This is a genomic window from Comamonas sp. (assembly GCF_036643215.1).
In the GTDB taxonomy this organism is placed as follows: domain Bacteria; phylum Pseudomonadota; class Gammaproteobacteria; order Burkholderiales; family Burkholderiaceae_C; genus Comamonas.
The window spans coordinates 104129-117660 of the sequence record NZ_JAVXSJ010000012.1; the positions used below are offsets into that span (position 1 = coordinate 104129).

A 13532-nucleotide genomic window follows, 5' to 3' on the forward strand; every position below is an offset into this window, starting at 1 on the left:
TAAGCGCGTAACAAGCTCGGCTTAGTCCCGCAAAACCACCTCGACCCCAAAATTTTCGGTTGCGGCTTGCATGCCGTCATCAAAGACCAGTACGCGCTCGGGCCAGCGCATGGCGGCCAGTTTGCTGCGTTGAATGGGATCATCGCCGCGCAGGCGATCTAGCCAGCGTGCGCCGACGGAGTAGTCCACGCAAAACACATTGCTGCGCAGGCCATGCCATGAAAGCGGCGAGGTGCCGCCAAACAGGTTTTCAAACTGCGCACCGTGCGCGGGCGCATCGGCTGCGCGCATGCGGCGCCAGTAGTGGCCGACGATGACGGCGGGCGTTTCGCTGTATTCATTCCACCAGGCCACGCGCTCCACAAAGCGCCATTTGCCACCTGCGTAAAACGGGTTGCGGCACTCACGCTCCACGCCGGCTGTCAGCACCTTGAGGGGGTTGACCATGGCTTTGTTCAGCTCGTTTTCACTGTGCGCGGGCAGAAAGGGCGGCTCGTAGCGGTAGTCTTCAAGACTGTGCGGCCAGCTGAGCTCTTCCTGGCGCATGCGCTCAGCCACGCGCTGGGCGGTGGACTGTGCATCGGCAAGCTTTTCAAAATGATCGTAGGAGGCTCGGGCGCTGCCGCTGGGCAGCTTGCGAATCATGGCGATCTGCTCGGGCCGCCATGCAGCATGCACGATGCGCAGGTCTTCGCGCTCCAGCGCAATGGGTAGCTGGTTCAGTAGCCTGAGCATGGCCGGTGCCTCGGCCGCAGGCATGCGTGCAAAGGGGGCGTATTTGGGCTGATCAGCATCAACGCGGCTGTCAAAGAACCAGCCGGAGCCGTCTTTGGCATCTTCACGCAGCAGATTGATTTCGTGGTTGCCCAGCACCGCATGGGCTTTGCCTGAGGCCAGCATGCCTCCTACCAGCGCGAGCACGGAAGGGCTGTCTGGCCCGCGGTCGCAAAAATCGCCCACAAAGACCAGGCGTCTTCCGTCTGGGTGATTGCCTTGCAGGTCATAGCCCAGGTTGGCCAGAAGCTGAACCAGCGCGGAGTATTCGCCGTGGATATCGCCAACGATGTCGAGGGCACCAGGGGGAAGAGGCTGGACTAGGCTCATGGTGAAAGGCTGTGGGCTTGCGCGGTTGGAGGGGCGATGACGGACTTGCCATTGTCATACGGCAAGCCAGCGTGAACCTGACGATTGTTGCAATGCAGCAGTGATACGGCAAGAGGGACGCTGTCTCTTGCTGGACTGTCTATGTGTCAGTCGGCGACGTGATGAAACCTATCGTTCAAAGCGCACAAAGCTGTAGGGCAGACCGTTGGCGGCAATGTGGCTGCTGCGGCGCACTTCCTTCCAGTCGGTTCCCAACTCGGGCGCGTAGGCATCACCTTCGTAGTCGCGGCCGATTTCTGTGACTTCTACGGCATCGGCCAGGGGCAGGGCCTGCGCGTAGATTTGCGCACCGCCTATGACCCAGACATCTTGCGACAGCTTCTGGGCCAGCTCCAGCGCCTCTTCAAGGCTGGCTGCGCGAACCACTTTGTCGGATGCGGGTTCGGGCTGCCAGTCGCCTTGACGGGTGACGACGATATTGGTGCGGCCGGGCAGGGGGCGAAAGCGCGCTGGCAGGGAGTCCCAAGTCTTGCGGCCCATGATGACGGCGCTGCCCCGGGTCAGATCCTTGAAGTGAGCCATGTCTTCTGGCAGGTGCCAGGGCATGGTGTTGTCCTTGCCGATGACACCGTTGGCTGCGCGGGCGTAAATGAGTTGGATGGCCATATAGCTATCAATAAAGAAGCTGCTTGCGCTTGTTATTCATAGATTTCATGGGTGAAAAACCTTGAAACCTATTGAAATCAAGCGCAAGCAGCTTTGATTTTTATAGTGAACAGTGTGCAGCTTAAACCGCAACAGGCGCCTTGATGCCCGCGTGGTGCTGATAGTCCAGCACTTCAAAGTCATCAAACTCGTAGTCGAAGATGGAGTCTGGCTTGCGCTTGATGTTCAGCGTCGGGTAGGCAAAGGGCTGGCGCGCCAGCTGGGTCTGCACCTGCTCGAAATGGTTGTTGTAGATATGGCAGTCGCCGCCAGTCCAGATGAAGTCGCCCACCTCCAGGTTGCATTGCTGGGCCAGCATGTGGGTGAGCAGCGCATAGCTGGCGATGTTGAAGGGCACGCCCAGGAAGATATCGGCGCTGCGCTGGTACAGCTGGCAGCTGAGCTTGCCTTCGGCTACATAGAACTGGAAGAACGAGTGGCAGGGCATGAGCGCCATCTGGTCGAGCTCGGCCACGTTCCAAGCGCTGACGATGATGCGGCGGCTGTCGGGGGTGCTTTTGAGCTGCTTGACGACTTCTGCAATCTGATCGATATGCGTGCCGTCGGCCTTAGGCCAGCTGCGCCACTGCACGCCGTACACGGGACCCAGGTCGCCCGTGGTCTTGTCGGCCCATTCGTCCCAGATGGTGCAGCCGCGCTCTTGCAGCCACTTCACGTTGCTGTCGCCACGGAGAAACCACAGCAGTTCCAGAATGATGGACTTGAGGTGAACCTTCTTGGTCGTCACCAGCGGGAAGCCTTCGCTCAGGTCAAAGCGCATCTGGTGGCCGAACACGCTGCGCGTGCCCGTGCCGGTGCGGTCGCCCTTGGCCACGCCTTGCTCAAAGACATGGCGCATAAAGGATTCGTACTGGTTGCGCACGGGGCGCAGAGGGGTGTTGGCGTTCATGGTGCTATAGATGGACGGGACGGCTCAGCGTACAGGACGCGGGCCGACTCTTGAATGGGGCTGGCACCCAGATCAGAACTCTGCGCGGGTGCAATGGTTTGAGTTTGCCACGTGTAGGTTGATTGACAGTGTGGGTCAGATCAAAGGCCTATGTGCTGCGGCGTTAAGTGGGCTGATGCATTGCTGCACCTGCACAATTGAGCCATTACATAAGGAGTTGCTGGATGTCGCGAATTTTGATGACTGCCGCCGCAAGTGCACTGGCCTGCGCGGCTTTGCTGGCGGGCTGTGACCAGACCAAGGCCCCTGCAGCATCAGCGCCCGTTGATGCCCCTGCGCAAGCACCTGCACCGGCTCCTGAGCCAGCAGCCGTACCAGCGGCCACCGCGACTGAGCAAGTCCCTGCGGCGACCGCCCAGGTCGTCCCCGGCACCGCCATTGAGCAAGTGCGCGTGCTGCATGTGGCCAAGGATGGCGAAGAGGGACTGGTCAGCCTGAAAAGCATGGAAGGCAAGTACCGCTGGGATGGCGTGGACTATTTGAAAACCGGTGTGCTGGCTGAGCGCCTGAAGGCGCTGACGGGCCAATACTATGAAACCGTGCTCAAGAATCTGGAGACTGTGGGCCCGCTTGAGATGCAGGAAAACATGCTGACCGTGTTTGGCAACCGCCAGCGCATGGGTGGCGAAGAGTCTGCGGGCGTGGTGATTGACCCCGCCCGCAACGGCCTGCGCATCTGGCTGCTGACGGAGGGCAAGCAGATCGTGTTTACCGATGTGGATGGCGCAGACATTCCATGGCCCAAGGATATGCAGACCTTGATTGCCAATCAGCAGCCCGTATCCTGAGTCGTGAACATGCAAAAAGCCCTGCAATTTCTTGCAGGGCTTTTTTGTGGGCGCCTGGTGATCAGGCCCGTGTCAGCACTACGCCGGGGTTCATGATGCCCTGCGGATCCAGTGCATTTTTGATAGCGCGCATCATTTGCAGGGCAACAGGAGACTGGTATTTTTCCAGCTTGTCCGTCTTGAGTGCGCCCACGCCATGCTCGGCCGAAAAAGAGCCGTCAAACTTCGCCACGGCTTCATAGACGAGGTGGTTGACCAGCGCTTCTTTCTCGCGCAGAAACTGCTTGCCGTCTTCTCCCTCGGGGACTTGCACGTTGTAGTGCAGATTGCCGTCGCCCAGATGGCCGAAGTTGACCAGACGCACGCCGGGAATCTCGCGCTTGAGCACCTCATCAGCGTGCTCCACAAAGGCGGGAATGCGCGATGCAGCGACCGAGATGTCGTGCTTGATGTTCAGGCCTTCCTCGGCCTGCGCCAGCGGAATGCTCTCGCGGATATGCCACAGATCATGGGCCTGGCTCAGGCTCTCTGCCACCACGGCGTTGACCACGCAGCCGTCTTCAAAAGCGAGTTCGAGCAGGTGCTCAAAGCGCAGGCGCGCATGTTGTTCGGATTCGCTATCGCTGTTTTCCAGCAGCACACAGTAAGGGGCTTCGTCACGCATATCGGCAAACGGTACGCGCAGCTGCGGCATGTGTTTGACGACCAGAGACAGCGCAAACTGGCCCATGACTTCAAAACCCGTGAGGCCAGCACCCAGATGCTGGTGCGCCAGCCCCAGCAGGCGCACGGCGGCTTCCATGCTGGGCACAGCGGCAAAGGCCGTCAGCTGCGCGGCGGGCTGGGGGAACAGCTTCATGGTCGCGGCGGTGATGATGCCCAGCGTCCCTTCGCTGCCGATGAACAGGTCGCGCAGGTCGTAGCCGGTGTTGTCCTTGCGTAGCCCCTTGAGGCCATCCCAGATCTCGCCCTGCGGCGTGACCACTTCCAGACCCAGGCACAGATCACGCGTATTTCCATAGCGCACCACCTGTGTGCCGCCTGCGTTGGTGCCCAGATTGCCACCAATCGTGCAGCTGCCTTCGGCGGCCAGCGACAGAGGGAACAGCAGGCCTTGCTTGTCTGCCAGTTCTTGCAGGTTTTGCAGAATGCAGCCCGCTTCGACGGTGAAGGTCAGGTTGTCCTTGTCGATATGGCGCACGGCATTCAGGCGTGTGAGGTTCAGCACGATTTGCTGGCCGCTTTGGTCAGGGGTGGAGCCCACCGACAGACCAGTGTTGCCGCCCTGGGGTACCAACTGCACGCCCGCTGCTGCACAGGCCTTGACCACTGCCGCTACTTCTGCGGTATTGCCGGGGCGCACCACGGCCAGCGCCTTGCCGTGCACGCGCTTGCGCCAGTCCTGTTCATAGGCGCTCAAATCGCCGTCGGTCAGTACATGGTTGGCAGTAACGATCTGGCGCAGGGAATCAAGCAGGGCAGTGGAAGTCATGGCAAGCGGGCCGCAGCAGGAGCGGCATAGAGGGAGAACAGAGGAAATCCTAAGCCACATACCGGCACTGGCCGAGGAAAACCATGAAGCCGCAAGCGTAGAACATGGCAGACTTCGGGGCAATCGAAATAAATTGATGGGTTATGCCAGTTTTTCCGAATAATGTCAGCTTGCGCCAGCTGCGCGCCTTTGATGAAGTGGCGCGGCAGGGCGCGTTTGCCCCGGCAGCGCGGGAGCTGTGCCTGACGCAGTCGGCCCTGTCCGAATCCATTCGTCAGCTGGAAGAAGCGCTTGGCATGCGCCTGTTTGACCGCACCACACGCACCGTGGGGCTGACCAGCGCGGGCCAGGCCTTTCTGGTCGATGTGCGCCAGGCGTTTGACACGCTGGAGCAGGGCTTTCAGAACCTCGGCGATCTGGCGGCGCTGCGCCGGGGCAAGGTGCGAATTGCGGCTGCGCCTTCGGTGCTGGCTGTGTTGCTTTTGCCGGTGCTGCCCGCGCTGCGTGAGCAGTACCCGGGTATTGAGGTGGACTTGGTTGAAGACAGCGCCGAAGGCATTGCCCAGCGTGTGCAGGCCGGGCTGGTGGATTTTGGCGTGGGTGCGGCCCACCCGGCAGGCGGTGATTTGCTGACCCAGCCGCTGGTGAGTGATGCGATGGGGCTGGTCGCCCGCGCGGACGAGCCCTTGTTGCAGGCCCAGCGGCTGGTGGCGGCTGATCTGGCCCATCTGCCGTTTGTGGGGCTGACCACCGATACCGCCATCAGCCAGTTGCTGGCCGCTGCGCCGGGCATGCCGGTGAATGTGCTGCAACCGTCGCTGCGCCTGTCTAACCCGCAATTGCTGTTTGAAGCGGTGAGTCTGGGGCTGGGCGTGAGCATTGTCCCGGCGCTGACGGCGCGGCATCCGTCGCTGGGTTTGCAGGGGGACTTGGGCTTTAGGCTGCTTGATGAACCGCGCATTCTGCGCCGCACCTTGCTGATTCAGCGGCCACGCCGGGCGCTGTCACCCGCTGCGCAACTGCTGTTTGAAGCGCTAGCCGGGCAGGTGCAGACGCTGGCGCGTTATGAGGGCATCGCGCCGGATTGAGCCGTGGCAGCAGCCAAGGCCGCCTTGGCTGCCTTCTGGCGCAGGCGCACATGGGCCGCGCAGGCGATGAAGAGCAGCACGCACAGCGCCACCTCAATCAGCGCCAGCCAGCGGCTGGGGGCAGGGTCGCTCCAGCCGCGCACCACGCCTTCGGTGAAATACAGCCACACCAGCAGGCTCATCCAGCGATAGGTGTACATGCGGCGCTTGAGCAGACCAATCACTGCAAAGGCCAGCGGCAGCGCCTTGAGGAAGAGCAGTGTGCCGCCGGGGCGCAAGGGCGCCAGCCACAGCTCCCAGGCCACGCACAGCACCATCAGCGCAAGCAGACTGCCAACGGCCAGCCAGCGTGTGGCGGCCACGTCGGTGCCGGGCTGATTGATTGGTGAGCAAGTGTTTTCGGGGGCGTGGGGCGAGAGGGCGTCGGTCATAGCAGTGGCATCATATCGACCATGGCAGCTTCCTTTGAATCCGGATCTTTTCTTTTCGATCTTGCGTTTGATTTTGCGCAGGCCCGCGACTCCTTTTTTTGCGTGAAAGGAGTGCAGTCATGAAGAAAAATGATCGGACTGGTTTCTGGGCTGCGCTGGAAGGAAATGCGCAGGTGCAGCAGCCATCACCCGCTGGCGTGACGCCTTCGCCCGAGCCGCATCTGCGTCAAGAGCCCAGCTTGCAAGAGCCGCAGTTTGATGCACAAGAACCTCAGTTTGCGCCGCCATTGGATTTGTCCCATGCGGAGCAGCCTCCACAGCAAGCCGTTCCACCCGCTGCACCACAGGCTGCGCCACCGGCCGCATCCTTCAGTCAGGCGGGTCAGAGCTGGTCTGGCTATGCTGCGAATTCAGCACCAAACATGCCGCCAGCGCAGTCACATCAGGCGGGAGATGCTTCTGTTTCAGGAGCAAGCGCAGCGTCTGCCGACAGGTTTGGCAAGGCGAAAGTGCTGCTGGCTGGCTGTAAAGACCTGGCTGGGCGCATTCCCAAACCACGCGTGCCCAGCAAACAAGAGCTGAAGGACGAATTCCACCGCAAAAGCCGCCGCGTGCAGTTGCGGATGCGCACCTTCCCGTGGCAAAACACCGCGCAGGTGCTGCTGGCCCGCTTCAAGGAAGACCGGCTGGGAGTTACGGCCAGCAGCCTCACTTTCACATCGCTGCTGGCGCTGGTGCCGTTCTTTACCGTGGCGCTGGCTTTGTTCACGGCCTTCCCCATCTTTGGCAAGGCGCAACAGGTGCTGGAGCGCTGGCTGATGGACAGCCTGATCCCCGACACCATTGCGCGGCAGGTGCTGGGTTATCTGACGCAGTTCGCGTCCAAGGCCAGTCAGCTGGGTCTGGTGGGCTTTTCCATTTTGATGGTGACGGCGCTTGCGCTGATCCTGACCATTGACCGCACGCTCAACAACATCTGGCGCGTGCGCCAGTTGCGCCCGCTGGGCCAGCGCGTGCTGATTTACTGGGCCGCCATTACGCTGGGGCCGCTGCTGCTGGGCCTGAGTCTGGTGCTGTCGTCGTATGTGATGTCGGCATCCAAAGGGCTGGTTAACGCATTGCCAGGCAGTCTGCGCTTTGTGTTTGATTCCATCGAGTTTGTGGTGCTGGCCGCAGGCATGGCCGGGCTTTATCACTACGTGCCTAACACGCCGGTGCGCTGGCGCCATGCCATGGTGGGCGGCGTGTTTGTGGCTGTTTTCATGGAAGTGGCCAAGAAGGCGCTGGGTATTTACCTGTCGTCCGTGCCCACCTACTCGGTGATTTACGGCGCATTTGCCACGCTGCCCATCTTGCTGATCTGGATGTATGTGGCATGGAGCATTGTGCTGACGGGTGCTTTGGTCACCGCCTATCTGCCCACCATCCTCAGCGGGGTAGAGCGGATGACGGGCCACAAGGGCTGGCAGTTTGAGCTGGCCGTCGAGGTGCTGCAATGCCTGGCCAAAGAGCGAGAGCTGCCCCACAAAGGCCTGTTTGTGCACCAGCTCTCGCGCCGCCTGCGCATAGAAGCTTCGCAGATTCAGCCTGTGCTGCAGGCGCTGGCCCAGCTGGATTGGGTGGGTGCCGTGCAGCCGCCAGATGCCTATGTGTCGCTGGAGAGCACGGAGCCCCGCTATGTGCTGCTGGTGGACCCGCACACCACGCTGGTCGAGCCACTAGTGCAGCGCCTGCTGCTGCAGCCATCTGAAGCGGTGAAGCCGCTGTGGCAGCGCGCCCAGCTGGATGTGATGACTGTGGCCGAGCTGATTGCGGCTCCCATAGAGGGTATTCATAGAGTTGATGAAAACCACGAAACTCTATGAATAGCCAGCGAGACCAGCTAGATATTTGATAGCAAGTGCGCGCTTCCTGGTGGGGCGCTGCACAATCAGCGAATCCATCACCTGCCCGGTAGACTGAGGCCTTATGTCGCAAACATGCTCTTGCGCAGGCCCAGCCTTCGGGCGAATTTCATTCCAGCCTACAAACATGCTCAGAGCATGGCTCTAGCCTGCGCTTTGTTGCATTTTATTTTTTGATATTTATGAGCCAATCTGTTTTGGGTCAACCGGTCACCCACCCCTGGCAGCAGCGCAGCCTGGCCCACATGCTGCAAGCGCGCGTGGCGGCCACGCCTGAACTGCCTGCCTATCGTGAATTTGCGGGCAAAGACCAGCCCTGGACTCAGCTGAGCTGGGCGCAGGCTGGTGCCGCTGTCATGCAGTTTCGTGCGGCCTTGCAGCAAAGCGCGCTGCAGCATGGTGACCGCATCGGCATCTGGCTGCCCAATAGTGTCAACGCCATGTGCGCGGATCAGGCCGCCTTGCAGATGGGGGTCATCTCGGTGCCTGTGCACACCACGGACAACCCGGCCAGCATTGCCTATATTTTTGACAATGCCGAAATCAGCCTGTTGGTGCTCAGCAGCCTGAACCAATGGGAGCGCCTGCGCGCCACAGACTATGCAATGTCCAGCCTGCAGACCGTGGTGGTGGCGGATGGCTTGCCAGCCCCGCAAGTCAGCCCCGGCCAGCCCCGCGTGCTGGCGCTGGCCGACTGGCTGCAAGAAGGCACAGCCATGACAAGCCAGCCCGCACCGCCCCTGCCAGAGCCCGGTGATGTGGCGGCCATCGTCTACACCTCGGGCACCACGGGCAAGCCCAAGGGCGTGATGCTGACCCACGCCAATGTGATGGCCGATGTCTCAGACTTTGCCGAGCGCGTGCACCCGCGTCAGGACGACCGCTTTTTGTCCTTTCTGCCCCTCTCGCACACCTTTGAGCGCACCGTGGGCTACTACCTGGCCATTGCCAGCGGCGCATGCACTGCCTATGCACGCTCTGCCGCCTTGCTGATGCAGGATATGCAGACCGAAAAGCCCACCATCCTGGTCTGCGTGCCCCGCATTTATGAGCGCGTGCACGCCAAGATGCTGGAGAAAATTCTGGCGGGCCCCGAGGAAGAGCGTCAGGCCTTTGAAGCTGCGGTGGAGTGGGGCTGGGCCAACTTCTGTGCGCGCCAAGACATTACCGATCTGCACAAGCATGATGCGGCGCTGATTGGCACGCCTGCACCCGCTGCGCATGCGCAGCTCAGCCAGCAGATCGCCCAGATATTTGGCGGCTGCGTGCGCATGGCGATTACGGGTGGCGCCGCCATTCCGCAAAGCACGGCCCGCACCTTTTTGGCACTGGATGTGCCGCTGCTGCAAGGCTATGGCATGACGGAAACCACGCCCGTGATCTCCGTCGTCACGCTGGACAGCAACGACCCTGCCACGGTGGGCGAGCCCCTGCCCAGCGTTGAAGTTCGCATCGGCGAGCAGCATGAGCTGCAAGTACGCGGCGCGATTGTGATGAAGGGCTACTGGAAGCGTCCCGAAGAAACGGCTGCCGCCTTTACCGAAGACGGCTGGCTGCGCACCGGCGATCAGGCTGAGCTGGTCAAGGGCCGCATTCGCCTGATGGGGCGACTCAAGGAAATCATCGTCACTTCGACCGGCGAGAAAATTTCGCCTGCTGACTTGGAGCTGTCGCTGCTTGCCGACCCGCTGATCGATCAAATCATGGTGCTGGGCGACCACCGCCCCTATGTGAGCGCGATTGCGGTACTCAATGAAGAAAACTGGGCCTTGTTTGCCCGCGAAAACGGCTGGGATGCAGGCAACCCCGAAACCCTGCGCCAGCCCGTGGTGGTGCAGACTGTGCTCAAGCGCCTGCAGGCCTTGAGTGTGGACTTTCCCAGCTACGCCCAGCCGCGTGCATTGCTGCTGACGCTGGAGCCGTGGAGCGTAGAAAACCAGTTGCTCACCCCCACGATGAAGGTCAAGCGCGCCCCTATTCTGGTGCGCTATGCTGATGAAATTGAGAGCATCTACGGCAATCGCCGCGTGGGCTAAGTGCCAATTGATCCATCAAAAACGGGCCATGCGGCCCGTTTTTTTGTGGATGAGCGTGGGTCACATCTTGATGCGGCCCAGCAAAATGTCGCGCCACATCATCCAGTCGCCGCGAAAGCTGTAGAGCGGGCGCTTGAAGCTGGCAGGCCGGTTTTTCTCAAAACCGAAATGGCCCACCCAGGCAAAGGCGTAACCGCAGACCAGCGCGGCCAGCAGATACCACCAGTCGCCCGTCAAAAATAGCACCAGCAAAAAACCCAGCGACAGGCTGGTGCCGATGAAGTGCAGCCGTCTGCAGGTGGTGTTGCTGTGCTCGCCCAGATAGAAAGGGTAGAACTCGGCAAAGCTCTTGAACTGGCGAGGGTCAACAGCAGTTTTTGCGGCTCCAGCTGCGTCGCCTTCCCGTTCGGTGGTCGTGGACTGAGACATGGCAAACCTCGGTTTGATGTGAGCTTTTCTTATACCGCCGAGCGTGCAGCGGGGCCAGCGGGTAAGTGCGTGGCTGCTAGCGTTGATCCGTCACCTGAAAGACAGGTCGGTTGAGGCAAGACTGCGCAAAATCTGCCGAGTCCGCTACCGCTGCTGCCACTGGCGCGCTCTTGCGAAGGTGTCAGCTCCGTCTCCTGCTCTCAAAACCGAAACTGCCCATGTTTGACAACACCATGCCGCCTGTTGAGATCGCTATGAGTGAAATCCGTGTTCCTACGCCTGATGGGCATTTGTTCGTCAAACGCTGGCAGCCGCAGGCAGGGGCGGGCAATGCGCCCAAAAAAGCACCGATTGTGCTCATGCATGACTCGCTGGGCAGTGTGGCCCTGTGGCGCGATTTTCCTGAGCAGCTGGCCGTCGCGACGAGTCGTGAAGTCATTGCCTATGACCGGCTGGGCTTTGGGCAGTCCGATGCCAACCCGCATCAGCTGGGCCCCCGCTTTGTTGAGGGCGAGGTGACGACAGGCTTTACCCCCATTCATCAGGCGCTGGGGCTGGATGCTTTTGTCATGCTGGGTCACAGCGTGGGTGGTGGCATGGCGGCCATGGTGGCAGCGACGTATCCGCTGCAGTGCAAGGCGCTGATGACCGAGTCCGCCCAGAGCTTTGTGGAAGAGCGCACGCTGGAAGGCATTCGCGCTGCGCGCGACAGCTTTGCCCAGCCGGGGCAACTGGAGCGGCTCTCGCGCTATCACGGTGACAAGGCGGCCTGGGTGCTGTCAGCCTGGGTAGATACTTGGCTGAGCGAGCCCTTTGCCCATTACCGGCTGGATGCCGCCTTGAAGCAGGTGCACTGCCCGGTGCTGGCCATTCATGGCGAGCTGGACGAGTTTGGCTCTCTCATTCACCCCGAAAACATCTGTACCTGGGCGCAAGGCCCGTGCGAGGCCGAGATCATTGCGGGCGGCGGCCATGTGCCGCACCGCGAACTGCCTGATCGCATTACCGGGCGTATTGCGCAGTTTTTGTCAAAAATCGCCTGATTCGGGCTCAGCGCTCTGGCTGTGCGCGTGGGCAAAATCCACCAGATCAGCCGGGTAGTGGGGCAGGGCGCGCAGCGCCGCATCGTCCCAGCTGTAAAGCACAGACAAGGCCCCTACCTCCAGCGCCCAGAAAAATGTGCCTAGCCAAGGCTTACCTTTCTTTTGCTGCGAGGGTGAGAGGCGCAAGAAATCGACGTACTGGCTTTGCACATAGGCTACCAGTGGCTCGGGTGATGGCTCGCCCAGCAGCTCAAAAAACGGCAGCAGCGCGCCATAGGGGCGGGGGTGGAGCAGTGTTTCGTTGACTTCTTCCAGCTCAATGGCCGCAGCACTCAGGTAGTCGAGCAGGCGGTCGGTGTCAAAGGCCAGCACTTGCTCGACGATGGCGGGGATTTTCTCGGGCGCATCGAGCAGAACGGCCAGCGCCATCAGGATGACGGCGTATTTGTACTCTGCGCTGCAGGCGTTGATGGGGGCGGGCACGCCGTAGTCCTCACCTGTGGCCTGACTCATGCTGGTGCGCGCGTGGCTGGCCACGGAGGCTGCGTCTTTCCACAGCGCTACCGTCTCCAGATAAATGGGGCGCAGCACATCACCGGGCAGGCCCAGATCAATGCCGTAGATCAGTAAATGGCTGGCCTCTTGCCCAGCAGCCTGCCAGCCCCAGTAGTTCTCCAGTGCCGAATGGGCGTGCAGATCCAGCGGGGTCTGGTAGCCGGGGCTATTGGCAAAGCGCTGCAGCGTGGCCAGTGCCGCCTTCCAGTCGGCTTTTTTATCTGCAAGATTGAGCTTGCGGCGCGGGCTGAGGCTGGCCAGGGGGATTTGCTTCCAGCTCTGAAGTGCCTGGGTGAGCTGGCTGTCAAACATCAAAGTCATGCGAGGGTTAAATACGAGGGCTATGCGCGGTTCAGAGTGCTTTGAAGGATTCCACTTCAAAGATCAGTGTGTCGGGCTCAGATTTTTTCGTCATGCCCAGCTCTTTTTTCACATCAAACAGCTTGACCTGACCGGTCAGCAATAGGCGGGCAGGCAGCTTGATCTCGCGCAGCGCCTGTGCTTTATCAAGGGGCACCACCACGGTCTGTGAAGACAGCATGCCTTGCGGTGGCTTGGGCTGGTTGATGTCGAAATGCGAGATGAACAGATATCGCTTGGCCAGTACAGCGGTTGCAGGGCTGGTGGGCCCTGCCAGCCATGGCGTAAAGCCATCAAAAATGATGGGCATCTCTACCGATTTGCCAGCGTACTGCTTGCCGAGCTGGAAGTTGTCCAGATCAATATAAATCTGGTTTTGTACATATTGCCCCGCAGGCGCACTGGCTACAGCTTGCGGGGTGGCAAATGGCGGAGTACTGGCGGTGTTCGCAGAAGTGTTGTTGCTGGGAGCGACTTGAGCCGGTACGGCTGAAGCGGCTTTCGCTTCAGAGGGCATAAGCTCCTGCTTGAGCTTTACCGCCCCGAAAACAATGCCAATCACCAAACCGATGAGTGACAGTATTTTGTAGACCGCATGTTTTTCAAGGTTCTCCAGCATGTGCATTT

Annotated in this window: 13 protein-coding genes; 5 read left to right on the forward strand and 8 right to left on the reverse strand. The window is 60.7% G+C overall.

Going from position 1 to position 13532, the window contains the following annotated elements:
• Window positions 1-21: 21 nt before the first annotated feature.
• From RSF91_RS10480 to RSF91_RS10490, 3 genes are all read right to left on the reverse strand, one after another.
• A complete protein-coding gene (locus RSF91_RS10480; protein WP_332568360.1) occupies window positions 22-1104 on the reverse strand; it encodes a metallophosphoesterase in 1083 nt (360 codons plus the stop codon).
• A 168-nt stretch (window positions 1105-1272) separates the two neighbouring features.
• Window positions 1273-1770: a dihydrofolate reductase gene (locus RSF91_RS10485; protein WP_332568361.1), complete on the reverse strand. Its 498-nt coding sequence runs from the start codon at window positions 1768-1770 to the stop codon at window positions 1273-1275.
• Window positions 1771-1891: 121 nt separating this feature from the next.
• The gene (locus tag RSF91_RS10490) at window positions 1892-2719 is read right to left on the reverse strand and encodes a thymidylate synthase (RefSeq protein ID WP_332568362.1); all 828 of its coding nucleotides are present in this window, start codon (window positions 2717-2719) and stop codon (window positions 1892-1894) included.
• A 224-nt stretch (window positions 2720-2943) separates the two neighbouring features.
• On the opposite strand from RSF91_RS10490, the gene RSF91_RS10495 reads away from it, so the two are divergent.
• Window positions 2944-3567, forward strand: a complete 624-nt coding sequence (locus RSF91_RS10495; RefSeq protein WP_332568363.1) for a hypothetical protein — start codon at window positions 2944-2946, stop codon at window positions 3565-3567.
• Between the two features lie 61 nt (window positions 3568-3628).
• Here the strand turns inward: RSF91_RS10495 and RSF91_RS10500 are convergent, their stop codons facing one another.
• Complete coding sequence (locus RSF91_RS10500) at window positions 3629-5059, reverse strand: FAD-binding oxidoreductase (protein WP_332568364.1); 1431 nt, start codon at window positions 5057-5059, stop codon at window positions 3629-3631.
• Window positions 5060-5229: 170 nt separating this feature from the next.
• On the opposite strand from RSF91_RS10500, the gene RSF91_RS10505 reads away from it, so the two are divergent.
• The gene (locus tag RSF91_RS10505) at window positions 5230-6147 is read left to right on the forward strand and encodes a LysR family transcriptional regulator (RefSeq protein WP_332568365.1); all 918 of its coding nucleotides are present in this window, start codon (window positions 5230-5232) and stop codon (window positions 6145-6147) included.
• Here RSF91_RS10505 and RSF91_RS10510 read toward each other — a convergent pair.
• Window positions 6123-6578: a DUF2069 domain-containing protein gene (locus RSF91_RS10510; RefSeq protein WP_332568366.1), complete on the reverse strand. Its 456-nt coding sequence runs from the start codon at window positions 6576-6578 to the stop codon at window positions 6123-6125. The genes RSF91_RS10505 and RSF91_RS10510 overlap by 25 nt on opposite strands.
• Window positions 6579-7201: 623 nt before the next feature.
• Here RSF91_RS10510 and RSF91_RS10515 point away from each other — a divergent pair.
• Both RSF91_RS10515 and RSF91_RS10520 read left to right on the forward strand, forming a co-directional pair.
• On the forward strand, window positions 7202-8443 hold the full coding sequence (locus RSF91_RS10515) for a YihY family inner membrane protein (protein WP_442878838.1): 1242 nt from the start codon (window positions 7202-7204) through the stop codon (window positions 8441-8443).
• Window positions 8444-8664: 221 nt separating this feature from the next.
• Window positions 8665-10518, forward strand: a complete 1854-nt coding sequence (locus RSF91_RS10520; protein ID WP_332568368.1) for an AMP-dependent synthetase/ligase — start codon at window positions 8665-8667, stop codon at window positions 10516-10518.
• Between the two features lie 60 nt (window positions 10519-10578).
• Here RSF91_RS10520 and RSF91_RS10525 read toward each other — a convergent pair whose 3' ends face one another.
• A complete protein-coding gene (locus tag RSF91_RS10525; protein WP_332568369.1) occupies window positions 10579-10947 on the reverse strand; it encodes a DUF962 domain-containing protein in 369 nt (122 codons plus the stop codon).
• Between the two features lie 218 nt (window positions 10948-11165).
• On the opposite strand from RSF91_RS10525, the gene RSF91_RS10530 reads away from it, so the two are divergent.
• Window positions 11166-11990 (forward strand): alpha/beta fold hydrolase, encoded by an 825-nt coding sequence (locus tag RSF91_RS10530; RefSeq protein WP_332568370.1) that lies wholly within the window; start codon window positions 11166-11168, stop codon window positions 11988-11990.
• On the opposite strand, the gene RSF91_RS10535 is transcribed toward RSF91_RS10530, so the two are convergent.
• Together RSF91_RS10535 and RSF91_RS10540 are read right to left on the reverse strand one after the other, a co-directional pair.
• On the reverse strand, window positions 11976-12866 hold the full coding sequence (locus tag RSF91_RS10535; RefSeq protein ID WP_332568371.1) for a PoNe immunity protein domain-containing protein: 891 nt from the start codon (window positions 12864-12866) through the stop codon (window positions 11976-11978). The genes RSF91_RS10530 and RSF91_RS10535 overlap by 15 nt on opposite strands.
• A gap of 31 nt (window positions 12867-12897) precedes the next feature.
• Window positions 12898-13524 carry a hypothetical protein gene (locus RSF91_RS10540; protein WP_332568372.1) on the reverse strand — a complete coding sequence of 209 codons (627 nt, stop codon included), beginning with the start codon at window positions 13522-13524 and terminating at the stop codon, window positions 12898-12900.
• Window positions 13525-13532 lie beyond the last annotated feature (8 nt).

Excerpts from the sequence above, each read along its gene's own strand:
- RSF91_RS10480 (WP_332568360.1), bottom strand. The coding sequence starts at position 1,104 with ATGAGCCTAGTCCAGCCTCTTCCCCCTGGTGCCCTCGACATCGTTGGC.
- RSF91_RS10485 (WP_332568361.1), bottom strand. The coding sequence starts at position 1,770 with ATGGCCATCCAACTCATTTACGCCCGCGCAGCCAACGGTGTCATCGGC.
- RSF91_RS10490 (WP_332568362.1), bottom strand. The coding sequence starts at position 2,719 with ATGAACGCCAACACCCCTCTGCGCCCCGTGCGCAACCAGTACGAATCC.
- RSF91_RS10495 (WP_332568363.1), top strand. The coding sequence starts at position 2,944 with ATGTCGCGAATTTTGATGACTGCCGCCGCAAGTGCACTGGCCTGCGCG.
- RSF91_RS10500 (WP_332568364.1), bottom strand. The coding sequence starts at position 5,059 with ATGACTTCCACTGCCCTGCTTGATTCCCTGCGCCAGATCGTTACTGCC.
- RSF91_RS10510 (WP_332568366.1), bottom strand. The coding sequence starts at position 6,578 with ATGACCGACGCCCTCTCGCCCCACGCCCCCGAAAACACTTGCTCACCA.
- RSF91_RS10515 (WP_442878838.1), top strand. The coding sequence starts at position 7,202 with ATGCGCACCTTCCCGTGGCAAAACACCGCGCAGGTGCTGCTGGCCCGC.
- RSF91_RS10520 (WP_332568368.1), top strand. The coding sequence starts at position 8,665 with ATGAGCCAATCTGTTTTGGGTCAACCGGTCACCCACCCCTGGCAGCAG.
- RSF91_RS10525 (WP_332568369.1), bottom strand. The coding sequence starts at position 10,947 with ATGTCTCAGTCCACGACCACCGAACGGGAAGGCGACGCAGCTGGAGCC.
- RSF91_RS10530 (WP_332568370.1), top strand. The coding sequence starts at position 11,166 with ATGTTTGACAACACCATGCCGCCTGTTGAGATCGCTATGAGTGAAATC.
- RSF91_RS10535 (WP_332568371.1), bottom strand. The coding sequence starts at position 12,866 with ATGACTTTGATGTTTGACAGCCAGCTCACCCAGGCACTTCAGAGCTGG.
- RSF91_RS10540 (WP_332568372.1), bottom strand. The coding sequence starts at position 13,524 with ATGCTGGAGAACCTTGAAAAACATGCGGTCTACAAAATACTGTCACTC.